Raw genomic sequence first — 24,741 nt, 5'->3', positions numbered from 1 at the left:
GACCGCCTCCGGGGTCAGTCGGCCGCGCCGGATTCGAAGGCGCGCAGCAGATCCGCCGCGACACTGACGGCGATGACCGCGGGCTCCTTGCCGGTGATGTCGGCCAGCCCGATCGGAGTCTTGATGCGCGCCAACGCTTCCGGCGGGTGACCGCCCTCAGTGGTGAGCCGCTTGGTGAAGCGCGCCCATTTGGCCGGGGATCCGATCAGCCCGATGGTGCCCAGCCCGTCGGTGCGCAGGGCGGCGTCACAGAGCGCGACGTCCTCCGCGTGGTCGTGGGTCATGATCAGGATGTGCGTACCGGGCGGCAGCTGGCCCAGCACCTCCTCGGGCAGCAATGCGACGTGGTGGGTGTGGATCACGGCGATGGCGTCGTCCAGGGCCGCGAGCCGCCCGGCGGCGAGCATGTCCGGCCGGGTATCGATCAGATGCAGATCCAGTTCGTGGCGGGCCAGGATGCGGGCCAGTTCCAGCCCCACATGGCCGACCCCGAAGATCGCGACGGCCGGGGGTACCGGCAGCGGTTCGAGCAGGACGGTGACCGTGCCGCCGCAACACTGCACGCCGTGCTGGTTGACGACCTTGTCGTTGAGGGCGAAGTCCATCAGCTCGGGTTCCGTGGGCAGGTGGGCGATCAGCTCACGGGCGCGTTCGACGGCGACGGCCTCGACATTGCCGCCGCCGATCGAACCCCAGGTATCGCTCTGCCCCACCACCATTTTCGCGCCCGCGCGGCGGGGCGCGTGGCCGCGCACCGTCGCCACGGTGACCAGCACACCGGGTTCCCGGCGTTCGCGCAGACGCGCGACGGCCGTCACCCAGGTCAGGTCAGGCACCGGCGGGCACACTTTCCTCGGCGGCGAATTCGCCTGTCTCCACGCCGGATTCGCCGAGGCGACGGGCGGCGTCGAGTGCCCAGTACACGGCCTCCGGGGTGGCGGGGGCGGCGAGTTCCACGCTCACGCCCTCCGGCCCGAAGGCGGCGGCCGCCTGCCGCAGCGCCTCGCGCACCGAGAACGCCAGCATGAGCGGCGGCTCCCCCACCGCCTTGGACCCGTACACCACGCCCTCCTCGTGGGCGTGCGCCAGCAGGCTGACATTGAACTCCTCGGGCATCTCCGAGAAGCTCGGCAGCTTGTAGGTGCTGGCGGCCTGGGTCAGCAGCCGGCCGCGGTCGGGTCCGTCGCCGGTGTCCCAGCGGATGTCCTCGAGGGTCAGCCAGCCCGCGCCCTGCACGAAACCGCCCTCGATCTGGCCGATGTCGACGAGCGGGGACAGGCTGTCGCCGACGTCGTGGACGATGTCGACCCGGCGGACCCGGTACGCGCCGGTGAACCCGTCCACCTCCACCTCAGTGGCCGCGGCCCCGTAGGCGAAGTACTTGAACGGCGACCCGTGCATGGTCTCGGCGTCCCAGTGCAGGCCCTCGGTGCGGTAGAAACCGGCCGCCGACAACTGGACCCGCTGCAGGTAGGCGGTGCGCACCAGGTCGTCCCACGGGACCGCCTCGATACCGGCTCCGAGGGCGCGGGCGACGCCGTCGGCGATGCGGACATCGGAGGCGTCGACGCCCAGCCGCGTCGCCGCCACCCGGGTCAGCCGCTCCAGCAGCTGCTCGCAGGCGTTCTTCACCGCCGCGCCGTTGAGGTCGGCGCCGGAACTGGCGGCCGTCGCGGAGGTGTTGGGCACCTTGTCCGTTCGCGTCGGCGCCAGCCGCACCTTGTCCAGCGGGAGGCCCAGCGTGGTGGCGGCCACCTGCAGCATCTTGGTGTGCAGGCCCTGCCCCATCTCGGTGCCGCCGTGGTTGATCAGCACCGACCCGTCCTTGTAGATCAGCACCAGCGCCCCGGCCTGGTTGAAGGCCGTCATGTTGAACGAGATGCCGAACTTGACGCCGGTGACCGCCAGGCCGCGCTTCACGTGCCGATGCGACGCGTTGAAGGCCGCGATCTCCCGTGTGCGGGAGTCGATCTCACCATTGGCCAGCACCTGATCCCAGGTCTCGGTGATGCGCTCGGCGTGCCGCACCTCCTGTCCGTAGGGCGTGGACTGCCCGGGACGATAGAAGTTGCGGCGGCGCAGTTCTCGCGGATCCAGGCCGAGCAGCGGCGCGCACCGCCCGAGCAGGTCCTCCATGACCAGCATGCCCTGCGGGCCGCCGAACCCGCGGAAGGCGGTATTGGACGGCTTGTTGGTCTTGGCGATACGACCGCGGAAGCGCGCGTTGGGAATCGAGTACAGGTTGTCGACGTGGCACAGCGCGCGGGCCAGGACCGGCTGCGACAGGTCCAGGCTCCAGCCGCCGTCCGAGGTCAGCGTGGCGTCGAGGGCCAGCACGCGCCCGTCGGCGTCGAACCCGGCCCGCCAGCGCGCGTGGAAGCCGTGCCGCTTGCCGGACATGGTCAGATCCTGGGTCCGGTTGAGCCGCACCCGGACCGGGCGTCCGGTGAGGGTCGCGCCGAGCGCGGCGATGGCCGCGAAGCCGTGCGGCTGCATCTCCTTGCCGCCGAACCCGCCGCCCATGCGCAGGCATTGGACGGTCACCTCGTGATTGTGCAGCCCGAGCACGTGGGCCACGATCTCCTGGGTCTCGGAGGGATGCTGGGTGCTCGACTGCACGAACACCTGCCCGGCCTCGTCGACCTGCGCCAGGGCGGCGTGGGTTTCGAGGTAGAAGTGTTCCTGATCGGAGAACGTGAGCTCCCCGGAGAAGATGTGCGCCGAGGCGGCGAAACCGGATTCCAAGTCGCCACACCGGACTTCGGGCTGCACGCCCTGGAAGCTCCCGGCAGCCTCGGCCTCCGCGATGGTGATGATCGACGGCAGCGGTTCGACGTCGACCTCCACCGCGGCAGCCCCCAGCCGCGCGGCCTCCAAGGACTCCCCCAGCACCCAGCACACGGCGTGCCCGTGGAAGCAGACCTCGTCGGGGAACAGGGGTTCGTCGTGCTTGACGCCCGCGTCGTTGACGCCGGGCACGTCGGCGGCGGTGAGCACCCGCACCACACCGGGCACCCGCAGCGCGGGCTCGGTGCGCAGGGCGGTGATCCGCGCGTGCGCGTGCGGGACCTGCACCGGGTACGCGTGCAGCACGTCCTTGGTGCGGTACACCAGGTCGTCGGTGTAGAGCGCGGTCCCGGTGACGTGCAGCGCGGCGCTCTCGTGCGGCAGCGCGAGCCCCACCACTGGGTTGTCCGGTCGTTGCGACAGGTGACTCATGACAGCACCCCCTCGGTGGTGTCGGCGAACAGTTTTCGCAGGCTCTCGCCCAGCATGGCGCTGCGATATCGCGCGCTGGCGCGGTGATCGTCGAGCGGTGTGCCTTCACCGCGCAGGATGTCCGCGGCCGCGGCGATAGCGGCCTCCGTCCAGGGGAGCCCTTCGAGGGCCGCCTCGGTCGCGTAGGCGCGCACGGGTGTCTCGGCCACGCCGCCCAGCCCGATGCGGGCCCGGCGCACCACACCGTCGTCGATATCGAGCGCGAAAGCCACTGCCACACTGGAGATATCGTCGAACCGGCGCTTGGCGATCTTGTGGAAGGCGGCCACCGGCGCGAGCGGCAGCGGAACACGCACGGAACGGATGAGCTCCCCGGGCCGCCGCACGGAACTCCGGTAGCCGGTGAAGTAGTCGGCCAGCGCGACCTCCCGCTCCCCCTCGGCATCCGCGAGCACCACCGAGGCTTCCAGGGCCAGCAGGACCGGCGGCGCGTCGCCGATCGGCGATCCGGTGCCGAGGTTGCCGCCCAGGGTGGCGGCGTTGCGGATGAGACGAGACGCGAACTGCGGGAACAACTCCGACAGCAGCGGCACCCGCCCGGCGAGCCCGCGTTCGAGTTCGGTGAGGGTCAGCGCCGCGCCGAGCTCGATCCGGTCCGCGCCGATCACCAGCTCCCGCAGTTCGGGGAGCCGGTCGACGGCCAGCGTGTAATCCGCCCGCCGCCCACGGATATTCGCCTCCACCCCCAGGTCGGTATTGCCCGCGAGCACGGTGGCGTCCGGGTGGTCGCGCAGCAGCCGCAGCGCCTGGGCCAGGGACGCGGGCCGCACGAATCGCCGCCCATCGGAACTGAAGTCGGTCGCCGCCGGTTCCGGCGCGCCGGCTTCCCGCCGCCGGGCCAGGGCGTCATCGCCGGCCGGTGCGCCGACCGCGTAGGCGGCGTCGCGGATCGGCCGGTAGCCGGTGCAGCGGCACAGGTTCCCGCTCAGCGCGTGCAGATCGAAGCCATTGGGCCCGGACTCGCCGTGCGCGCACACCTCGCCGGTGGCCGTCCGATCCGGCCGGTAGTACTCGGCGGCCATGCTGCACACGAATCCCGGTGTGCAGTAACCGCATTGCGAGCCGCCGCGCACCGCCAGCTCCCGCTGCACCGGATGCGGCGCGGCCGCGGTGCCCAGCCCCTCCGCGGTGACGACCTCCTGCCCCTCCAGCGCGACGGCCGGGGTCAGGCAGGCGTTGACCGCCACCCATTCGGTCGGCTCGATCCGGCCCGGCCGGGCCACCAGGACCGAGCACGCGCCGCATTCACCCTCCGCACAGCCTTCCTTGCATCCGGTGAGTCCGTGCTCCCGGAGAAAGTCCAGCAGGGTGGTGTGCGTCGCCGCGGGAGAAATCGGTGTCGATTTTCCGTTCACCGTCATGAAAATTGCCATTGCCGGCCGCTTTCGTCGTGGAGTGCACTATCCAGTGTCGGCGGATCAATTCCGCTCGTCGAGAAAGACGGCTCAGCAGCCGTGGGCGACGCGCCCGGGCACCCACACCGTGCGATGAGCCAGGCGACGCAGATCGGAGTTGGTGGACATCCGCTCGCCTCCTGTCTGTGACCACGGGTTATGTGGCCTGAACCTACGTCCGGCGGGATATTCGGTCAACACGGGACGCCACTGATCGTGTGATTCTGTAGGAAAATACGAAGGCGGCCGGGAGCCACGCCGAACCGGCTGGACAATCGAACAATCCGCTGCGGACCCGGTATTTCCTGCGCCATCATTCGGTTCGTGGTCACGGCCTCCCCCGGCCGGTGATCCACGTGTTCCAGGAGGCTTGTCATGCAAATGCGCTTTCTCGCAAAAGTGCGCCCCTCCCGTAAATCCGAAATCGATGCCGCCACCGGACTCGTCAAGGCCCGTCACCCGGTCGACGAGATACCACCGCCACCCAAGCTGTTCCTGCTGGGCCTGCAACATCTGGCGATCATGTACGCGGGCGCGGTCGCGGTGCCGCTGCTCGTCGGCGGGGCGCTGAAGCTGCCCGCCCACACCATCGCCCTGCTGGTCAACGCCGATCTGCTCGTCTCGGGCATCGTCACCATCATTCAGGCGGTCGGTATCGGCCGCATCCTGGGTGTGCGGCTGCCGGTGGTCGCGGGCGCGACCTTCACCGTGGTCTCGCCCATGATCCTGATCGCGCAGGAGTTCGGCGGCGGCGAGGCCGGGCTGCCGACCGTGTACGGCGCGATCCTGGTGTCGGGCGTGTTCGGTTTGATCATCGCCCGCTTCTTCGCCATGGTGGTGCGCTTCTTTCCGCCGCTGGTGTCGGGCTGTGTGATCTGCGTGATCGGGTTGTCGCTGATCGGCGCGGATGCCGGGCTGATCGCCGGGGACGACCCGAAAGCCGCCGACTACGGCCAGATCTCGCACATCGCGCTGGCCGGGCTGGTGATCGCGCTGATCGTGGTGATCCACCGGTTCGGCCGCGGTCTGATCAGTCAGCTGGCGGTGCTGCTCAGTGTCGCGATCGGCACGCTGGTCGCGGTGCCCATGCATCTGGTGGACATGTCCGGGGTGGGGTCGGCGGGCTGGTTCGCCGTGTCCCGGCCGTTCATCTTCGGCGCGCCCGAGTTCCACCTGGGCGCGATCATCTCCATGTGCGTGGTCATGCTGGTGACCTTCACCGAGTCCACCGCCGATATGGTCGCCGTCGCCGAGATGGTCGACAAGCAGCTCGAACCGCCCGATCTGGCGCGCGGCCTGGCCGCCGACGGCTTCTCCGCGGTGCTGGCCGGCTTCATGAACTCCTTTCCCGACACCGCCTTCGCCGAGAACGTCGGCCTGGTCGGCCTGACCGGGGTGCGCAGCCGCTGGGTGGTGGCGGCCTGCGGCGGCATGCTGGTCGCGCTGGGCCTGGTGCCGAAGGTGGGCAGCGTGGTCGCGGCCCTGCCGGGTCCGGTGATCGGCGGGGCGGCCACCGTCATGTTCGCCATGGTCACCGCGGTCGGTCTGCGCATTCTGCACAAGGTCCAGTTCGAGGGGACCAGCAATATGCTCATCATCGCGGTCACCCTGTCGGTGGCGCTGCTGCCCGCGGTCGCCCCGAACATCTACAAGCAGTTCCCCACCGACTTCCAGATGATCGCGGGCAGCCCGATCACCTCGGCGGTGATCGTGGTCTTCGTGCTGAACCTGGTCTTCAACCACTGGGGCGCGGGGAAACGACAGCGTTCGCCGGGTGGGACCGTCGTGTGACGAAACCATCAAACCCTGCCGGTAGGGTTCAGGCCATCCGGGAGGGGGTATCGAACATCTGAGGTGGGTTGGGTGTTGATCGGTGCTGAAACAGAAGACGGTGCGGTCGAGTCGAAAGACCAAGCGGTGGCGAGTGATTCCGGTGCGCCACCGCGGCCGTGGAATCGGACGACGGCGTGGGTGCTGGCCTGTGGCGCGGCGCTGTCCCTGGCCCTGATCTTCACCACCGTCGACCCCTGGCTGGACCAGGTGGGCTTCCTGGCCGGCGGTTTCGATGTGCACGTCTATCGCGACGGCGCCTGGAAGATCTACAACGGGCATCCTCTCTACACCGAGACCACCCATCGCGGGCTGTCCTTCACCTACACCCCGTTCTCCACCCTGAGTTTCCTGCCGATGCTGGCCATCCCGTGGGCGTACGTCACGAATACCTGGCTGGCACTGAACATTGGCGTGCTCTACGCGTGCGTCCTGTTGTGCTGGCGGGTGCTCGGCTTCCGCCTGACCTGGCAGCTGGCCGGGCTGAGCGCGCTGCTCACGGCCACCTGCATGTTCCTGGAGCCGGTGCGCACCACCCTCTACTACGGCCAGATCAACCTGGTGCTGATGGCCTTGATCCTGTGGGACTTCTCGCGCCCGCCGAACAGCCGGATACGCGGTGTCGGGGTCGGGCTGGCCGCCGGGATCAAGTTGGTGCCGCTGTATTTCGTGGCGCAGTTCGTGGTGCTGCGGCAGTGGGCGGCGGCGGTGATGGCCGCGGCGACCTTCGTCTTCACGATCGGGCTCGCCGGGGCGGTGCTGCCCTCGGATTCCCGGCAGTACTGGACCCGCACCTTCTTCCAGTCCGACCGGATCGCCCCGGATACCCAGCCCGCCAACCAGTCCCTGCGCGGCACGATCGCGCACCTCACGGGTGGCCAAGTGCCGCAATGGCTGTGGCTGCTGCTGGCCGCGCCGGTGGCGGTCGGCGGGCTGCTGCTCGCGGCGGAACTCTATGGGCGCGGCGAGAAGCTGCTGACCGTCACGCTCGCGGGCCTGACCTCGTGCGTGGTGTCGCCGTTCTCCTGGAATCACCACTGGGTGTGGTTCCTGCCGCTGTTCGTCTACCTGGTGCATCGGGCGGTGTCGGACCCGCGCTGGTGGGCGGCGGCCGGCGCCGTCTATGTGGCGACCGGCGCGTGGGCCTACCACTGGACCGACACCTGGGTGGTGGTCGGCTGGTTCCTGTTCCCGCCGTCGTGGCCGATCTCCCCGATCCTGTTGAACTGTTACGTCGTCGTGTACGCGGTGATCGCGGGATGCCTGATCGCGTCCGTGCGGCGCGCCCGTGACACCCATTAAGCAACCGACCGGTCGGCAAACCGGCCGCATCCGTTACGCAAGAGTGCCCGGACCTATATCCGAAACAGGCCGTGAGTGGGAATCCCTCTCCCGCATACCCTTCGCGGAAGCGATGACAGAGGAGGACGCCATGACCGAGCCGATGTGCATCGATTGCTGGCGGCGTGACAACCTCAGCTTCACCCAGCGGCTGGACCCCGCCTACATCAAGCCGGGCCCGAAATACCGCTGCGCGCTGCACCGCGCCCAGTACGAGGCGGACCTCCCGCACCCGGACCACACCGAGCGCACCGACCGCGCGGCCTGACGACGCACCTCGAGCATGCGCAGATCAGGCCGCCGGGGACCGGCGATTACCTGTCGACGGCGACGGTCACGCTCTGCCAGCCGTCCAGGTCCGTGATGCGGGCCTCCAACGCGGCGCGCATATCCGTGGCGCCGGAGGCGCCGAGGGCCAGGCGCAGCGGAGGATTCGGGCTGTCGACCGCGGTCCGGATGCCCGCGGCGATCCGCGCCGCGGAGGAGAACGCGGATTCCGGCAACTCTCCGATGCCTTTCCGAACCTCGCGGACGGTCTGGTCGTAGTCGGCCAGGCCGTCCGCGACATCGAGGTTGGCCAGGAAGGGTGTCGCGGTCAGCCCGGGCTGGACGATCGTGACCGTGATGCCGAGCGGTGCGACCTCGGCCACCAGCGCCTCCGACAATCCCTCGACCGCGTGCTTGGTCGCGGCCAGCAGCCCCACACCCGGATGGGCGGACTGCCCGTAGATGGACGAGCCCTGCAGGATGTGCCCCGATCGCTGTGCGCGCAGCACCGGCAGCGTCGCGCGAAGCACATTGAGCACCCCGAAGACGTTGGTGTCGAACACGGCTCGGATCTGCGCGTCGGAGGCCTCCTCGACAGCTCCGAACAGTCCGTAGCCGGCGTTGTTGGCCACCACGTCGATACGGCCGAACCGTGCGAGCGTGCGCTCCACCGCCGCCCGCACAGCCTGCTCGTCCCGCACGTCCGCCGCGATGAGAAGCAATCGCTCGCCGTGCGTTTCGGCCAATTCATCCAGGGCGGCGGTGTCACGGGCGAGCGCCGAGACGACGTCGCCGTTCTCGAGCGCCTGCAGCGTCAGTTCGCGGCCGATGCCGGATGTCGCGCCGGTGATGAGCCAGGTTCGGGGGTGGGTCTGCCTATTCGTCATGTTGCGACCGTAACGAGTTAGAGCACAACAAGTCAATCCGCTTTCCACACCAGGTTGCCCGTTAGACGGATTAGTGCCTCTTCCTCCTGAGGTAGGGTGAGAGCATGAGCAGTGCGGCAGCCGGATCTCCCAAACTCAGTCCGCGCACCGTCACACCGGCGGTGGAGACCGTGCTGACGTTCGTGAACACGCGCGCTGACGGGTCCGGCCGGCGGGAATTGTTCGGGGACGGAGACTCGTTCGCGGCGTGGCTGGCGGAGTACGACGAGTTCGGCGGTGACACCGTGGCGACCGATGCCGATGCCGCGACCGCGCGCGAACTGCGCGATGCCCTGGTGACCGTCCTGCTCGCGCACTCGGGTGATGAGGAGAGCCTGGGTGAGCCGCTGCGACATGCCGAGCGGCACCTGCGGCGCGCGGGCTCGCTCTACCCGCTGGCGACGGTGGTGACGGCCGGCGGTGTCGAACTGGCATCGCCGCAGGCGGGGGTGGAGGGGGTGTTCGGAACCGTCCTGGCCGCGGTGACGACCTTCGCCCAGAGCAGCGACTGGGGGCGCATCAAGGCGTGCCGGAACCCCCCGTGCCACTTCGGTTTCTTCGACCGCACCCGCAATGGAGCAGGGCTGTACTGCAGTCCCGGCTGCGGCTCCCAGGTGTCCATGCGCAACTATCGCCGGCGGCAGCGGCACGAGAGTCAGGAACCGCCCCGGGCGTGAGGACTCGCCGCCGCAGCGGCGTCCCGGCGGCCACCACACCGTGCGACGCGCCAGCTCGGGGAAACCCCGGATAGCCCTGGCGGCCAAGTTTCGACACACTGGTAGCCGTGAATCGTCTATCGCCCGAACGGGTCTGCGCCCACCGCGGAGGCCACCGGTGACCGCCCTCGCGCGCGGCGAGAACCGGCCCGCGCCCGCCGACCGGATGACGGTCACCGTGACCTGTTCCGTCGCAGTGGATGTGTCCGCGCTGCTGCTGGGCGCGGACGGACGGGTCAGATCCGACGGTGACTTCATCTTCTTCAACCAGCCGGTGGGTCCCGGCGTGGTGTACCGGCACGGGCGCGGCGCGGGCGACATGGTCGACGTGATCACCGCCGCGCTGCCCGCCGACGTGGACAAGATCGCCATCACCGCCAGCCTCGACGGCAGCGGCCCCGCCACCTTCGCCGGGGCGGCGGGCTCGCTGACCGCCACCATCGGATCCGACGCGGGCACACTGACATTCCCCATGAACGGCCTGACCAGCGAGGTCGCCGTGGTGTGCGTCGAGATCTACCGGCGCGGGGACGGCTGGAAGGTGCGCGCCGTCGGCCAGGGGTACGACGACGGGCTCGCGGGTCTCGCCGCGGCCTTCGGCGTCAATATCGACGACGAACCGGAACCCGCACAGGCTCCCCCGCCGACCAGTTTCGCGGCGCCGCCCCAGGCCGCGGGCTACCTGCCGACGCAGCCCAACCCGGCGCCGCAGCAGATGCCGCCGCCCACCATGCCCGCGCAGCCCCACCAGCAGCCGGTGCCCGCCCCGTCCTATCAGCAGCCGGCGCCGCCGCAGCCCTACCAGCAGCCGGTGCCACCGCCTCCGCAGCCGATGCCCGCTGCCCCGCAGTCCTTCTCACCGCCCGCGTATCCGCCCGCGGCCCCTGTTCCGAATACACCCGCATCACAAGGAGTTCCGCCCGTGCAGAGCGAGCTGTTCAATCCGCAACACGCCGAGGTCAGCGGTTTCGGCATCCAGAAGCAGGGCGGCAAGATGATTCGCGTCGCGGTGGACGGGGAGACGCTGGCGCGGGCCGGGTCGATGGTGGCCTATCAGGGTGATCTGCGTTTCAAGGCGCTCGGGTCCGGCGGGATCGGGCGGGCCATCCAGCAGCGGCTGACCGGTGAGGGCGTGCCGCTCATGCAGGTGCAGGGGCGCGGGGATCTGTTCCTGGCCAATGCCGCCGCCGATGTGCACGTCGTGGATCTGGACGGCACCGACGGGCTGACCATCAACGGCGCGAACGTGCTGGCCTTCGATTCCTCGCTGTCCTACAACATCCAGCGGGTGCAGGGCGCGGCCGGTTTCGCCAGCAATGCCGGGTTCTTCAACTGCGTGTTCTCCGGCCGCGGCCGGATCGCCATCACCACGCACGGTCAGCCGGTGGTGCTGAATGTCGATCAGCCGACCTATGCCGACCCGCAGGCGGCGGTGGCCTGGTCGTCGAGTCTGCAGACCGGGATCAAGCGCAACGACTCCATGGGTTTCGCCCGCTTGATCGGTCGCAGCACCGGTGAGGGCCTCACGCTCTCGTTCTCGGGTCGCGGTTTCGTGATCGTGCAGCCGTCGGAGCTGCCGCCGGGCGGATTCATCGGCGGGACCGGCGGCGGGCAGGAAGCCGGACAGCAGGGTGGCCTGCTCGGCGGTCTGCTGGGGTAGCGTCGGGGGCAGTCTCGTTCCGAGGGAGGGCTCGTGCGCACACTGACCCGGCTACTGCTGATGCTGGTCACGCTGGTTTCGGCGTTGGCGCTGCCGCCGTCGCAGGCCCTGGCCGCGCCGGCCGAACCAGCTCTGGCCGCTCCGTCCGAACCCGCTCTGGACGAGTCCACCTCCCGGCAGCTGGACGAGCTACTCGCGCTGCGCAACTCGATCCCGGGCGCCCGGACCGACGCGATCGCGCAACTGTCCGGCCGCTTCCTCGGCACCCCTTACGGGGCGAACATGCTGATCGGCTCGGCCACCCGGGCCGAGCAGCTGGTGGTCGACTTCCGGCGGGTCGACTGCTTCACCTATCTCGATTACGTGGACGCGCTGAGCCGTTCGGCCGACCGCGCCCAGTTCGTGCAGAACCTGGTGGCCACCCGCTACGCGGATTCGCGGGTGGAATTCGCCAGCCGCAAGCATTTCTTCACCGATTGGGCGGCGGTGAACCGCGTCGCCGCCACCGATATCACGCGCGGCCTCACACCCGCCGCGGTCACCGTGACCAAGCATCTGAACGCGAAAGCCGATGGCGGCAACTATCTTCCCGGCCTGCCGGTGGTGGACCGTGACATCACCTATGTTCCGGCCGCGGCGGTCGACAATACGGTGATCGGCAATCTGCGCACCGGCGATTTCCTGGGCGCGTACACCGATGCCGCGGGCCTGGACGTCACCCACGTGGGTATTTTCATCGACACCCCGAATGGGCCGATGTTCCGCAACGCGTCCTCGCTGGCCGCGAACGAGCAGGTCGTCGACACTCCGCTGACCCAGTATCTGACGACGGTCCCGGGCCTGGTGGTGCTGCGCCCCCGCTGAATCGGGTGGCGCCCGATTCAGTGGGTGCAGGGGCAGACGGCGCCCCTCAATTCGCCGTCTGCTGAATCGAAATTGGTGCTGAGAGAGCAATTTTCGGGACGAATGATCGGTATCTCTCGAATCTAACGCGGCGGCCGCCCGAATGTGATTCGTTTGAACAGGAAATCGACAGGACCGAACACCCGCGCACCGTCCCGCGATCGGTCATTCTGAGCTGATGGGTGTGGCGTGATGGCTGACGCGGCAACGGGTCTGGCGAGCGGGCGGCGCGGCCTGGAACTGCGCGGCCGCGTGGTAACCCGCGCGGGCGTGCTCGAGGACGGCGTGATCACCGTGCGGGGTGAGCGGGTGGCCGCGGTCCGGCCGGCCACCGAATGGGCCACCACGCACCGGGAATTGCCGCCGGTCTACGCGGGCACGGTGGTGCCGGGTCTGGTGGACATCCACACGCACGGCGGTTTCGGGTATCGCTTCGACACCGAGGACGCGGCCGAGGCCGAGGAGGCCGCGGCGTTCCACCATCGGCGCGGCTCGACCAGTGTGCTCGCCAGCATCGTGACCGCCGCTCCCGACACCATGGTGGCGCAGGCGGCCATGCTGCGCCGGCTCGCCGCGGACGGCGTGATCGCGGGCGTTCACATCGAGGGCCCGTTTCTGTCGCGGACCCGCTGCGGCGCACACGATCTCGGCTATCTTACCGATCCGGACCCGGAGCTCATCGACCGTCTCCTGCATGCCGCCGACGGTCAGCTGCGGGTCATGACCCTGGCCCCCGAACGTCCCGGATTCGACACCGCCGCCAAACAATTGGCCGACAGCGGCGTGGTGGTGGCGGTCGGGCACAGTGATTCGAGTTTCGCCCGCTTCCGGGCGGCGCTGAGCCCGCAGGGCTGCGGCACCCTGGTCACCCATCTCGCCAACGGCATGCCGCCGCTGCATCACCGCGCGCCCGGCCCGGTAGCGGCGGGCCTGGTGGCGGCGGCTCAGCGGCAGGCGTTCGTGGAGGTGATCGGTGACGGCGTGCACGTCGACCCCGGTTTCGGCGCACTCGTTTTCGCCACCGCCCCCGACCGGGTGGTGCTGGTCACCGATGCCACCCAGGCCGCGGGCATGCCCGACGGCCAGTACCGGCTGGGACCGCGCCCGGTCACCGTCACCGACGGGGTGGCCCGGGTGCCGGGCGGTTCGCTGGCGGGCGGCACCGCGACGCTGCTGCACTGCCTGCGCTGGGCGGTCCGCGACTGCGGCATCCCGCTCCGCGACGCGGTCGCCGCCGTCACCTCGACCCCCGCGGACGCGGCGGGCCTCGACGACGTCGGCGACCTGCGCCCCGGCATGTACGCCGACGCCGTGGTGCTCGACGACCAGCTGGGCCTGCGCCGGGTGCTGCGGCACGGACGCTGGCTGGCCTGACCGGCCTCAGGCCCCGGCGGTGAACTCCCGCAGGGTGATCGGCGGCCGCCCGGTGAAGCGCTCGATGGATTCGGTAACGCGGAACAGCTCGTGCCCGGAGCCGATGGCCGCGAACATGGTCCACAGATGGGTCAGGTGTTCCACGGCCACGTCGTCGCGGTACACCGTCATGGCCCATGCGGACCATTCGGCCGGATCCACGTTCCGGTAAGGGACGCCGAGTACTTCGGCGGCCTCGCCGACGGTCATGATCTCCCCGGCCAGCCACAGCACCGGATCCACCGGGCCCTCGGTGCGCAGCACCCCGGCCCCGACGCCCGCCACGTCCGCGCCCGCGATGAGCGGCAGCACGGTGTCGGGCGAGCCGAGCGGCAGCGCCAGTTCACCCCGGTCTCCGATGGCCACCCGCAGGTTCTCGAAGAACACCGCGGCCCGCAGGTGCACCGCGCCGATCCCGGCATGGTCGAGGACCTGTTCGGCCACCCAGTGCCGCCGCATGTGCGGGGTGCCCGCCTGCGGATCGGAGCCGAGCTGGGAGGTGGCGACCACCCGCTCCAGCCCGGCCTGCTTCCCGACGGCCGCGAGAACCGCGGTGGCGTCGAGCATTCCGGCGGTCACGGGGTAGGTGAAGTACGCCCGGCGCACGCCCTGGAGAGCGGGTGTCACGGCGCTGATCTCGCGCAGATCGCCCGTGACCACCTCCGCGCCCAGGTCCTTCAGCTCGGCCGCGCGGCCGTCGTCGCGGTGCACGAAGGCGCGCACCGGCAGGCCCGCGCGTACCAGGGTCTCGGCGACGCGACGGCCGGTGCCGCCCTGACTGCCTCCGGCCGCGCCGGTGACGAGAATCGGTTCCATGGTCGTGCTCCTCACGCTTGTTCCGGCAACCGGAGTTCGAAGGCCCCGCGCGCGGCGAGATCCCGCAGGAAGCCGGCGGCCTCGAAAGCCTCGGCGGGACTGGCGACTCCGCTCTTGACGGCGCCCTCGGTGAGCCGCACCGCCGCCTCCACCGAGGCCAGCGCGGCCGCCGACCACAGGTCCCGCCCGGTCAGGGTCCCGGACGCCGAGCCATTGGACGCGAGCACCTGGGCGGCGATCATGAATCGGCTGTCGGCGCGGGCGGCCGGATCGACCTGCTCGCTGGCGAAGGCCTGATCCTCGGCGAAGGTGTGCGCGGTCAGTTGCGCCTCAACCGCTTTCGTGCGGGTGTGCCGGGGCACGGTGACGGCCTCGGGGAACGGCACCGGCGCGATCATGGGCCGCGGCCCCACCGGTGGCGGGAACGCGAAGATCGCCTGCCGCGGTTCCACGAATCCGTATCGAGGCTGCCGGTCCTCGTAGCCGATGCGGTCGGTGTCGGCGAACAGCAGTCGCGCGGTCTCCACCGCGCCGTGGGTCATCATCCAGTTGGTGACGTGGTAGGCCACGGTGATCCGGTCGATGCCCGATGCCGAGCGCGCGACGGCCCCGGCGAGCAGATCACCCAGTCCCCCATAGAAACTCACGCTCGGCAGCATGGTGATCCCGGCCCGCTGGGCGGGTTCGGTGAAGTCGTCGAACAGCCGCTTCACGTGGTGCACCTCCACCGCGTGATCGACGTAGTGGCAGCCTCCCTCGACGGCGGCGTTGGCCACGGGCAATCCGGTGGCGGCGAAGGGCCCCGCGCAGTGGATGATCACGTCGGCGGCCTCGGCCAGCGCCCGCAGCGCCGCCGGGTCGTCGAGCGCGGCGGGCATGACCCGCGAATGCCCCAGGGCGGCCAGGGCTTCCGGATCGCGCCCGGACACCACGACGTCCTTCCCCCGTGCGATGAGATCGGCGGCGACGAGGCGGCCGGTGTGACCGGTGGCCCCGTAGATGGCGAATACGGTCATGAAAGATCAACTCTTTTGACTCGATGAATGATTCGAACGTCCGTTCAGAGATATAGACCTCGCGACCGACCGAAATTCATCGCTCACGCCGAGGAGCCCGCATGGATCAGCGGGTGAGTCCGAGCAACGCCGCCATGAGACCGAGGTCGGGACCGAAATCTTCGACGCGTCCGGTTCGACACCCGTCGGAGCGCATCTGGATCCGTTCGCAGAACAGGCTGACTGCTTCACCGGAGAGAGCCGTACCGAGAAGGGCGTGGACGCGGACGAATCCCTGTTCTCGGTTCACGGCCCGGTCGAGATTCTGCATGAGCAGTGGTGTGACATCGGCGACCTCGACCACGCCGGCGGCGTTGGCGCGCAGCTGGTTGGTGACTGCGGTAAGGCTCGTGAGGGCGCCCGCGAGTTGGTCCTGGTACTGGCTGAATGCTCCGCTGATGTTTGTGAGCATGCCGTTGAGCTGGTCGAGGGTGGCTCGGAGCCCCGGGGCCTGCTCGGCCAGCAGAGTCGACAGCTGAGTCATCCGGTCGCTGAATTGGCGCACGGTCTGGTCGTTGTCGGCCAGCATCGAGGCCAGCTCGTTGAGTTTGACGATGATGCCGGCAATGGCGGCCCCATTGTCGGTTCCGGTCTTCAGAGCCCCTGACAGCGCTGTGAGGGTGTTTTTGAGCTTTTCGCCCTGTCCCTCGAGTAGTGGGTAGAGGACTCGTCCCGACAGCGGTCCGACATCGTTGCCGTCCTTGGGCGCCAGCGCGGCTGCGAACTGATCGATTGTTTTGATCATGGTGTCGAGCTCGACGGGTGTTCGTGTCTGCTGGGTTGTCAGATGCGCGTGGCTGGCCAGTGTGGGGCCGCCGGAGTAGCGGGGGGTCAGCTCGATGTGCCGGTCGGTGATGATGGATGGTGAAATTATGACTGCCACAACATGTTCGGGGATCTGCACGGTGGCGTCGACGGCGAGGTGCACCTCGTTGTACTCGCCGCGCGGGATGATCTTCTCAACGGTCCCGATCTCGAGGCCGAGGACGGTGACGGGATTGCCCTCGAAGATCCCCGCGGTGTTGCGGAAGTCGGCGGTGATGCTGGCCGAGGGCCGGATCGGGTTGTGCGGTGCCGAGCATCCGCCGCACAGCAGGACCGCGGCCCCCAGTGTGGCAATGAGCCCGGTGCGTGTCAGTGCCATCAGGCGAGTGCTTCCTGGCTGGGGTCGATGAGGATCTTTCCTTCGACTCGGCCGGCGGCGAGATCGTCGAGCGAAGCGGACAGGTGGTCGAGTCCGACCGGGGCCCGGGAGAACTCGCCGCCCAGCGGGCTGTCGGCGAGGATGCGCAACGCGGCGGGCAGGTCGGTGTCACAGACGTGGGCCAGGGTCGTCTCCAGCGTGATCTCACGAAAGACCATCGCGTGAATGTCGATCTCGGGACTGCCTTTCGGAATTCCGACGGCCTGAACCCGACCGCCGTCGGTGACCAGCTCGAGCGCACGAGCCAGTTGCCCGGCCGCTCCGCTCGCCTCGATGACGACATCGGGTTTGCGGCCGCCGAGAGCATCGCGGACATCGTCGACGAGGCTTCGCGACGGAGACAGGCAGCGGGCGGCGCCGAGTCTCGCCGCACGATCGAGCCGGCCACCCGGGAAGTCGATGACGGTGATGTCGAAGTCGCCGAGGTGGCTCAGGCCGGCGAGCACGAACGATCCGATCGCGCCGGCGCCGATGACCACGACGCTGTCCCCGTCCCGAGCCCCGGCCCGCCGGGCAGCGTGGATGCCGACCGCGAGCGGTTGAGCCAGGCCGGCGTGATCGAGCGGCAATCCGGCGGGCAACGGACACAGCGTCATCGAGGGAACCGAGACGAACTCGGCCATGCCGCCGTTGAGGTTGAGCCCCAGGGTCTTGTACCGCACGCACTGGTTGGTTCGGCCTTCTCGGCAGCGCCGGCACGTCCCACACCACACACCGGCCCCGCTGGCGACCAGATCACCCACGGCGAGACCGGAATCCGGGTCGGCGGTGACGATCTCACCGACGAACTCGTGTCCGGGAATGATCGGCCCGAGATGCCGGCTGTGCGAGTGACGCCGCTCGACCGGGAAGACCTTGGGACCGTTGATCCATTCCGAGGCGTCGGTGCCGCAGATCCCCGACCGCAACACCCGGACAAGCGTTTCACCGGCGGCGGGAGTCGGGACGGCGACTTCTTCGAGCCGAATGTCGCGCGCACCGTGGTAGACCGCGGCCTTCATCGTGGGTGGCACGGGGCCTCACTTTCGATATGTCGGAGTGGATGTCACGCGGTGACGGATGCGTCGCTGTGCGGATCGGCCGTCGTCGCGTGGCCGGGGTTTTCGTTGATCCGGGGCAGCGCGGTGGCCACCAGCGCGGCGAGGGCGAAGAAGCTCGCGCACACGATCAGCCCGCCGCTGAATCCGATGGACTTGGCCAGGCCGGCGAGGGCGAACGGAGCCAGAGCCGAGACACCGCGTCCGACGTTGAAACAGAATCCGGCGCCGGTGGCCCGCGATCTCGTGGGAAAGAGTTCGCCGAGGTAGGAGCCGAACAGTCCGAAGAAGGCGGTGAACACGCCGAAGAGGGGCCCGACCCACAGCAGGGCGCTCTGCTGGGTGGTGACCGCGTAGATCGGCAGGGTGACCGCTACCCCCACGAGCGTGATGATGATCGTCCGGCGGCGGCCGATATGGTCGGCGAGGAATCCGAAACCGTTGTAGCCCAGGAACATTCCTACATTGAGGATCGTCACCAGGATCGCGACCGTGCTCGACGGCAGATGCCGTTCGCTGGTGAGATAGGTGGGCAGCCAGGTCGTGGCGCCCCAGTAGCCGGTCAGAGCGAGGGCGGCCATGAGGGTGCCGAGCAAGGTGGTGCGCAGCAACGATCCGCTGAGAACCTCCCGGACCGAGACGACATCCTGTGCGCCGGTGGCCTTTTGCGCTGACCAGGTCTCCGACTCGCGGAAGAAGGCGACCACCACGGCGACCGGAACCACCACGGCGACCCCGGCGACCAGGAACATCGTTCGCCAGTCCGGCAGGAACCATCCGGAGACGGTGGCGGCGATCGCGCCGCCCGCGGGGAAGGCGCTGATCACGAACGCGGCGGCACGGCCACGGCTTTCCACGGGCCAGGTTTCGACGACGTAGGCCGACACCACGCTCCACACGGCTCCGAGCCCGATGCCGGCGAGAAAACGGAGCAGTAGCAACGTTTCGAACCCCGGTGCGGCGGCGAGCGCGGCGGTGAAGACACCGAAGGTGATCAGTGCGGCGAGCAGGGCCTTCTTGCGTCCGAAGTTGTCGGCGACGTATCCGCCCAGGACGCTGCTGACCCCGATGCCGATCAGCGTGGCCGTGGCTAGCAGTCCGCCCTGGGTGATCGACAGGCCCAGGTCCTTGCGGATCGTAGGTAGCGCCATGGACAACAGAACTATTTCCAGGGCGTCGAACAGGTAGGCGAGGAAACACCCGCCGAGCACGATCCAACGAGTCCGTCGCATCGTCGCACCTCCATTGTGCGCGCCACTGCTCGGCCGATGCCGTTCAGCAGCAGTGTTTTTCGAAATTCGGAGCAGCGCCTCACGTCGCGGTGTCGGGCGCCGCGATCCCAGCGCGGAATTACCGGGTGTGACCGGTGGCGAGGACCAGATCGAAGGCGATGGATGTCCACGCGCCCCGGGGATGAGTGCCGTCGGGTGCGGGCTCGCCGAGATGGTGGGCGGCCTCCACGATGAGGCCCGGCTTGACACCGAAGACCGCGTCGCAGTCCAGGTATGGGTCGCCCGCGACGAACAGGTGGGTGATCAGCGTGCGGAAACCGGGAGCGGTGACCATGAAATGCAGATGAGCCGGCCGCATGGGACCTCGCCCTGTCGCCGTCAGCAGGTCTCCGACGGGCCCGTCGTGCGGGATCGGGTACGGCGCGGGCAGTACCGACCAGAAGCGGTACTCGCCATCGTCTCCGGAGCGGAGTCGACCGCGGCCCGCCGAGCGGCCATCGAGGTACTGCACGTCGTAGAAACCATCGTCATCGGCTTCCCACACCTCGATTTTCGCGCCCTCGATCGGTGCGCCGGTGACCGACCGCACCTGCCCCGACACATAGCAGGGTGTACCCGCCGCACCACGCGCGATATCGCCGCCGAGTGGGACCTCGGGAGCCTCGTCGACGAAGAACGGGCCGAATACCGTGGATTCGGTGGCCCCGGGCGCGGCGGCCTCGTTGATGGCGACCGTCAGCATCGACAGGCCGAGCACGTCGGAGAGCAGGATGAACTCCTGGCGGTGAGCATCGGTGATATGGCCGGCCCGGGTGAGGAATTCGATCGCGGCGTCCCATTCGCGTTCGCTGAGGCGGACTTCGCGCGCGAAGCTGTGCAGATGCCGTACCAGGCTGTGCATCACCTCCCGCAGCCGCGGATCGGGCGTGGCGTCGAAGCTCGCCAGCACCTCCTCGGTGACGGCTTGCTCCCGGCCGGATGCGCGGGTGCGGTCGTCGATCCTCATCACCGGCCCGTTTCCAAGTCGGTTCCGGCCCACGCCGCCGACAGAATCGCCCGGATACCGGCCGCGGTGACCGGGGTGGGGTTGTCCGCCGGCGCGATCGCCAGGATGTCGTCGACGACGGTGTCGATGTCGGATTCGAGCATGCCGAGGGCGCGCAATCCAGCGGGGACGCCGAGCTTTTCGCCGAACTCCCGCAGGCCGTCGGGCAGGTCGGAGCGCCCCAGCGCCCGGCCGATGCGGTCGACGGCCTCCGGCGCGTTGGGAGCGTTGTAGGCCAGCACGTGGGGCAACACGATGGCGTGGGTTTGCGCATGGGGCAGATCGAACGCGCCGCCCAGGACGTGGCAGATCTTGTGGTGCAACCCGGAACCAGCCACCGCGAACGCGGACCCCGCCAGATAGGCTCCCAGCAGCAGTTCGGTGCGGGTATCGATGCCCTGGGGTGTCGCGGCGACTGTCTCCAGACCGGTGGCGAGGTGGCGGATACCGTCCTCGGCGATCGAGCTGGAGATCGGGTTGCGGCGCGGCGCCCAGAACGCCTCCACGCAGTGGGCCAGCGCATTGAGCCCGCTGGCGATCGAAAGATCCACCGGCAGCGACATACTCAGCCGAGGGTCGTAGATCACGGTCCGCGGCAGGACCCGGGGATCGGTGCCGGTGGTCTTGCGGCCCGCGTCGGTCAAGCCCCACACCGGAGTCACCTCCGAACCCGCGTAGGTCGTCGGGACGGCGATGATCGGCAGACCTGTGGTCAATGCGATGGCTTTTGCTGTACCCGTGGTGGATCCGCCGCCCACCGACAGCACCAGATCGGCTCCGACCGCCGCGGCGCGCGCCTGTTCGGCGACCTCCACCGGGACGTGCGGGCGGACGCCGGAGAATGTCGCGGCGACGCGATCGGCGAAGGGCGTACAAAGATCCGCGGCGACATCCGACTCGGACTGTGCGGATACCAGCAGGACGCGGGTCGCGGCGAAGCGATCGAGCTCCCCGGCCAGCGCGGTTCGCGCGGTGCCGGATCCGAAGACGACGCGGCCCGGCAGGGCGTCGTAGACGAAGGCCGTCATCAGCTCGCCTCGGGCAGCACGGTCGGCTGGTAGGCCAGCAGCAGCCAGCGGTTCCGGGCACGTACCCACAACGCAAGCGCCCGGTTGGACAAGGTCTTTCGCGTCCCGCCGGCGGTGATATCGGCGTGCATCTCACCGACGACCACCGCGACCTCGTCGGTGACGATGATCCGAGTCACGGGGTGGTCGATGCGGTGGTAGCGGTAGAACCCCGCGCGCAGCTTCTCGACGTAGCTGTCGAGGCTGTCGACCTCGGCGTTGGAATGGGTGTAGACGAGGTCCGGGTGGGCCAGCGCGACGAAGGCATCGACATCGCCGTCGAGTACGGCGGCATAGCGTTCGTCCTCCAGTCTGCGAATCAGCGCTTCGACCTCGGTTGTGGTGATGGTGTCGCCGCTCATCGGCGTGCTCCCGTCTGCTGTGTGGTGGAAAGGGTTTCGTGACGTCGCGCGGCATTGCGCTGACGGAGAACGGTCAGGACCTGCGCCATATCGGCGTGCGCCAGGCCCGTGGCCATGGCGTCCTCGAGCACCTCGAACGCGGCTAGGGAGCCGGGCAGGGTGAGCCGGTGGCGATGCGCCAGATCCAGGGCGAGGCCGAGATCCTTGCGGATCAACGACACCGGAGCCGCGACGGCGGTGGTATCCGGCGCGAGATAGTGCTGCTCCTTGTAGCCGACATACGGTGCGCCCGCGGCGCTGTGCCGCAGGATGTCGTAGAACGTGGCGGAATCGAGGCCGCCCGCTTCGGCGAGCAGAATCCCTTCCGCCACAGCCTGACTCAGCCCGGCGAGGACGGCGTTCACCGCGAGTTTGGCGGTGGAGCCCGAACCCACGGGGCCGGTATGGAACTGGGCTGCGGTCATTGCGGCCAACACGGGACGGACCGTCTCGAACTGCTCCGGGGTCGCCCCGACCATCGTTGTGATGGACGCGGTTTCGGCCATCGACACACTGCCCGAGACCGGCGCGTCGATGACCGTGAGGTGCCGCTCGTGGCTCAGCTCCGCGATCACGTCGGGACCGACGGTGCCCATCACGACATGGACATGGCCGGGCGCGACGGCTCGCAGATCACCGGCGACCAACGAGTGGGTGGACGGGCCGTCGGGCAGCATGCTGATGGTCACCGGCGCGGCGGCCAGTTCCCCGGGAGCAGCGGCGAGGGTGAGCTCCGCCGGTGGCTGCTCGAATGCGGGATCGTAGGCCAGGACGGTGTGCCCGGCCCGAGCCAGATGCGTGGCCATGGGGAGCCCCATTCGTCCCAGCCCGGCGAATCCGATCAGCACGACGAGCCCATCCCTTCAGGCAGGGAGTGCGATGCGCCGAGCACGGAGATTGTGGAAGACACGGGATTCCTTCGTCGTCGATGACGGAAACAGTGCGGAACAGAAGCCGCAGGAGCTGTTCAGTATCATGGAACACATCAGCAATAGTGTCAATAGACACTGAACGTCCCTGTGAAAGCCGCGGGCTATATCCGTCGTATCGAGCAGCTGGAGGCGCAGAAGGGCGAGCATCGCGGCCGCGACAGTACTGTTCAATGAGAGTGAAGGCTGATGGATACGAGGACAGGGGTGCGCTGATGCACGACAAGGTCGGGCCGGCACTGCGGCAGGCGCGCCTGGATCGCGGGCTGGGCCTGCGTGAGCTCGCGGCCGCCGCGGGCATTTCGGCGAGCCAGCTGTCACAGATCGAGACCGGCAAATCGCAGCCGTCGGTCAGCGCGCTCTACGCACTGGTCACCCAACTCAACGCCTCGCTCGACGAACTGCTGGGCATCGACCGCGGGGGCGCCTCCCCCGCGGCAGCGCCGGGCGTGGCCCCGACGCCGCAGCGCGACACGGCGAGCCAGCCCCCCGGCGTCGTGCAGCGCGGGGCGGACAACCCCGTTCTGGAAATGGCGAACGGGGTTCGATGGGAACGACTCGCCGTCGATCCGCAGGCCGACGTCGATGTCCTGCTGGTGACCTACGAGCCGGGCGCCGCCAGCTCGGTCGACCGAACGATGATGCGCCACCTGGGAACCGAGTACGCGTACCTGTTCGCGGGCGAGCTGACGCTGCTGCTCGACTTCGACCGATACACCGTCGCCGCCGGGGACTCCCTGTGCTTCGATTCCACCCGCCCGCACATGTATGTCAACCAGAGCGCGGAGGCCGCGTGCGGACTGTGGTTCGTCTCGGGGCGCCGAGAACAGGACCGCATGCGCGACTGGGTCACCACGCAACTGGGCGCCGCGCCCGGCGGCGCGTCACCTCATGTGGAGAACGCCATCGACGTGCTGAATCTGCTGGCCGCCGCCCGGCCGGGGCCTGTGGGCCCCGACGAGGACGAAGGCCGAGGGGCGGCGGATTCCCCGCGCGGCTGACGCGACCGCCGGGCTCACAATCGCTCGAACACCGCCGCCAGACCTTGCCCGCCTCCGATGCAGAGGGTTTCCAACCCGTAGCGCCCCTGCCTGCGAGTCAGCTCGTGCAGCAAGGTGGCGAGGATCCGTGCGCCGGTGGCGCCGACGGGGTGGCCGAGGGAGATCCCGGAGCCGTTCGGGTTCACCCGCGGATCGTCGGGTTCGAGTTTCCACGTGCGCAGTACGGCCAACGTCTGTGCCGCGAAGGCCTCGTTGAGTTCGATCACGTCCAGGTCGTCGAGGGTGAGATCCGCACGCGCCAAAGCTTTTTCGGTCGCCGGTACCGGCCCGATTCCCATGGTGCGAGGCGGCACGCCGGCGACCGCCCACGAGACGAGCCGGGCCGAGGGGCGCAACCCCAGCTCCCGGGCTCGCCGCGGAGTGGTCACGACGCACAGGGCCGCCCCGTCGTTCTGGCCGCTGGCGTTCCCGGCGGTCACCGTGGCATCCGGGTCGGCCTCGACGCGAATCGGTCGCAGCCGGGCCAAGGACGCCAGATCAGTGTCGGCGCGCGGGTGCTCGTCAGCACGGACGGACTCCGCGGCTCGCCCGCGCCGGGGAACGGTGACGGGCACGATCTCGGTGTCGAAACGGCCGGCCGCTTGTGCGGCCACGGCTCGCTGATGTGACTGGACGGCGAGGGCGTCCTGGTCGGTGCGGCTGATGCCGAACTCCGCACGCAGGTTCTCCGCGGTTTCGATCATGCCGCCGTCGATGCGGAAGTTTCTGCCACCGGCGGTGACCCGTGCCCGCGCCAGCCGATCGTGCAACCCGACGGCCTCGCCTCGCACACCCCAGCGCAGGTCGGTGGCGTAGAACTCGGTGCGGCTCATCGACTCCACGCCGCCGGCCAGAACCAGATCACTGCCACCGCTCTGGACCTGCATGCACGCCTGCAGGACGGCTTGCAGTCCCGACCCGCAGCGCCGGTCGACCTGAATGCCGGGAACAGTGACGTCGAGACCCGCGTCCAGGGCGGCGATTCGGCCGATCGCGGGGGCGTCGCCGTTCGGCGAAGCCTGCCCGAGGATGATGTCATCGATTGCGTCGCTGCCGATTCCGGTGCGAGTGATCAGTTCGGTGATCACCGCCGCGGCCAGATCCTGCGCGGGGATGTCTTTGAACACGCCGCCGTAGCGGCCGACGGGCGTGCGAAGAGGTTCGCAGATAACAGCTTCCGGCATGG

At 69.2% G+C, this 24,741-nt stretch carries 22 protein-coding genes; 8 read left to right on the top strand and 14 right to left on the bottom strand.

Annotated elements, in window-relative coordinates:
- Positions 1–14 precede the first annotated feature (14 nt).
- From xdhC to ACFRAQ_RS17635, 3 genes are read right to left on the bottom strand one after another with little or no spacing between them, the layout of a single operon-like run.
- Positions 15–836, bottom strand: coding sequence for a xanthine dehydrogenase accessory protein XdhC (xdhC, locus tag ACFRAQ_RS17645; protein WP_379100688.1), 822 nt, complete (start codon positions 834–836; stop codon positions 15–17).
- Positions 829–3,219 carry a xanthine dehydrogenase molybdopterin binding subunit gene (gene xdhB / locus ACFRAQ_RS17640; protein WP_379100685.1) on the bottom strand — a complete coding sequence of 797 codons (2,391 nt, stop codon included), beginning with the start codon at positions 3,217–3,219 and terminating at the stop codon, positions 829–831. Before xdhB ends, xdhC begins: the two co-directional genes overlap by 8 nt.
- A complete protein-coding gene (locus tag ACFRAQ_RS17635) occupies positions 3,216–4,640 on the bottom strand; it encodes a xanthine dehydrogenase small subunit (RefSeq protein WP_379100682.1) in 1,425 nt (474 codons plus the stop codon). Before ACFRAQ_RS17635 ends, xdhB begins: the two co-directional genes overlap by 4 nt.
- A gap of 408 nt (positions 4,641–5,048) precedes the next feature.
- Here ACFRAQ_RS17635 and ACFRAQ_RS17630 point away from each other — a divergent pair, with 408 nt between their 5' ends.
- From ACFRAQ_RS17630 to ACFRAQ_RS17620, 3 genes are all read left to right on the top strand, one after another.
- Positions 5,049–6,464, top strand: a complete 1,416-nt coding sequence (locus ACFRAQ_RS17630; RefSeq protein WP_379100680.1) for a nucleobase:cation symporter-2 family protein — start codon at positions 5,049–5,051, stop codon at positions 6,462–6,464.
- Positions 6,465–6,590: 126 nt separating this feature from the next.
- Positions 6,591–7,805, top strand: coding sequence for a glycosyltransferase 87 family protein (locus ACFRAQ_RS17625; RefSeq protein ID WP_379100677.1), 1,215 nt, complete (start codon positions 6,591–6,593; stop codon positions 7,803–7,805).
- A gap of 130 nt (positions 7,806–7,935) precedes the next feature.
- Entirely contained in the window at positions 7,936–8,112 is a 177-nt protein-coding gene (locus ACFRAQ_RS17620) for a hypothetical protein (RefSeq protein WP_357287990.1), read from the top strand.
- 46 nt (positions 8,113–8,158) lie between these two features.
- Here ACFRAQ_RS17620 and ACFRAQ_RS17615 read toward each other — a convergent pair whose 3' ends face one another.
- On the bottom strand, positions 8,159–8,998 hold the full coding sequence (locus ACFRAQ_RS17615) for an SDR family NAD(P)-dependent oxidoreductase (protein WP_379100673.1): 840 nt from the start codon (positions 8,996–8,998) through the stop codon (positions 8,159–8,161).
- 104 nt (positions 8,999–9,102) lie between these two features.
- On the opposite strand from ACFRAQ_RS17615, the gene ACFRAQ_RS17610 reads away from it, so the two are divergent.
- From ACFRAQ_RS17610 to ACFRAQ_RS17595, 4 genes are all read left to right on the top strand, one after another.
- Positions 9,103–9,714, top strand: coding sequence for a CGNR zinc finger domain-containing protein (locus tag ACFRAQ_RS17610; protein WP_379100670.1), 612 nt, complete (start codon positions 9,103–9,105; stop codon positions 9,712–9,714).
- Between the two features lie 205 nt (positions 9,715–9,919).
- Positions 9,920–11,413, top strand: a complete 1,494-nt coding sequence (locus tag ACFRAQ_RS17605; protein WP_379102131.1) for an AIM24 family protein — start codon at positions 9,920–9,922, stop codon at positions 11,411–11,413.
- A 33-nt stretch (positions 11,414–11,446) separates the two neighbouring features.
- A complete protein-coding gene (locus ACFRAQ_RS17600; RefSeq protein ID WP_379100667.1) occupies positions 11,447–12,277 on the top strand; it encodes a DUF1460 domain-containing protein in 831 nt (276 codons plus the stop codon).
- Between the two features lie 231 nt (positions 12,278–12,508).
- Entirely contained in the window at positions 12,509–13,690 is a 1,182-nt protein-coding gene (locus ACFRAQ_RS17595; RefSeq protein ID WP_379100664.1) for an N-acetylglucosamine-6-phosphate deacetylase, read from the top strand.
- A 6-nt stretch (positions 13,691–13,696) separates the two neighbouring features.
- Here the strand turns inward: ACFRAQ_RS17595 and ACFRAQ_RS17590 are convergent, their stop codons facing one another.
- From ACFRAQ_RS17590 to ACFRAQ_RS17550, 9 genes are all read right to left on the bottom strand, one after another.
- Entirely contained in the window at positions 13,697–14,545 is an 849-nt protein-coding gene (locus tag ACFRAQ_RS17590) for an NAD(P)H-binding protein (RefSeq protein WP_379100661.1), read from the bottom strand.
- An 11-nt stretch (positions 14,546–14,556) separates the two neighbouring features.
- Positions 14,557–15,561 carry a saccharopine dehydrogenase NADP-binding domain-containing protein gene (locus tag ACFRAQ_RS17585; protein WP_379100658.1) on the bottom strand — a complete coding sequence of 335 codons (1,005 nt, stop codon included), beginning with the start codon at positions 15,559–15,561 and terminating at the stop codon, positions 14,557–14,559.
- 106 nt (positions 15,562–15,667) lie between these two features.
- Entirely contained in the window at positions 15,668–16,744 is a 1,077-nt protein-coding gene (locus ACFRAQ_RS17580) for an MCE family protein (protein ID WP_379100655.1), read from the bottom strand.
- Positions 16,744–17,817, bottom strand: coding sequence for a zinc-binding dehydrogenase (locus ACFRAQ_RS17575; protein ID WP_379100652.1), 1,074 nt, complete (start codon positions 17,815–17,817; stop codon positions 16,744–16,746). Before ACFRAQ_RS17575 ends, ACFRAQ_RS17580 begins: the two co-directional genes overlap by 1 nt.
- Before the next feature lie 32 nt (positions 17,818–17,849).
- Positions 17,850–19,073, bottom strand: coding sequence for an MFS transporter (locus ACFRAQ_RS17570; RefSeq protein ID WP_379100646.1), 1,224 nt, complete (start codon positions 19,071–19,073; stop codon positions 17,850–17,852).
- Positions 19,074–19,191: 118 nt separating this feature from the next.
- Entirely contained in the window at positions 19,192–20,079 is an 888-nt protein-coding gene (locus ACFRAQ_RS17565) for an intradiol ring-cleavage dioxygenase (protein WP_379100643.1), read from the bottom strand.
- Entirely contained in the window at positions 20,079–21,146 is a 1,068-nt protein-coding gene (locus ACFRAQ_RS17560) for a maleylacetate reductase (protein WP_379100640.1), read from the bottom strand. The genes ACFRAQ_RS17565 and ACFRAQ_RS17560 overlap by 1 nt, the downstream gene beginning before the upstream one ends.
- Positions 21,146–21,547, bottom strand: a complete 402-nt coding sequence (locus tag ACFRAQ_RS17555) for a nuclear transport factor 2 family protein (RefSeq protein WP_379100638.1) — start codon at positions 21,545–21,547, stop codon at positions 21,146–21,148. The genes ACFRAQ_RS17560 and ACFRAQ_RS17555 overlap by 1 nt, the downstream gene beginning before the upstream one ends.
- Positions 21,544–22,434, bottom strand: a complete 891-nt coding sequence (locus ACFRAQ_RS17550) for an NAD(P)-dependent oxidoreductase (RefSeq protein WP_379100635.1) — start codon at positions 22,432–22,434, stop codon at positions 21,544–21,546. Before ACFRAQ_RS17550 ends, ACFRAQ_RS17555 begins: the two co-directional genes overlap by 4 nt.
- 254 nt (positions 22,435–22,688) lie before the next feature.
- On the opposite strand from ACFRAQ_RS17550, the gene ACFRAQ_RS17545 reads away from it, so the two are divergent.
- Positions 22,689–23,516, top strand: a complete 828-nt coding sequence (locus ACFRAQ_RS17545) for a helix-turn-helix domain-containing protein (RefSeq protein ID WP_379100632.1) — start codon at positions 22,689–22,691, stop codon at positions 23,514–23,516.
- 14 nt (positions 23,517–23,530) lie between these two features.
- Here the strand turns inward: ACFRAQ_RS17545 and ACFRAQ_RS17540 are convergent, their stop codons facing one another.
- A complete protein-coding gene (locus ACFRAQ_RS17540; RefSeq protein WP_379100630.1) occupies positions 23,531–24,739 on the bottom strand; it encodes an acetyl-CoA C-acetyltransferase in 1,209 nt (402 codons plus the stop codon).
- Between the last annotated feature and the right edge of the window lie 2 nt (positions 24,740–24,741).

Source organism: Nocardia sp. NPDC056611, from assembly GCF_042792755.1.
Lineage (GTDB): Bacteria > Actinomycetota > Actinomycetes > Mycobacteriales > Mycobacteriaceae > Nocardia.
This window is presented reverse-complemented; position numbering and strand designations above follow the sequence as displayed.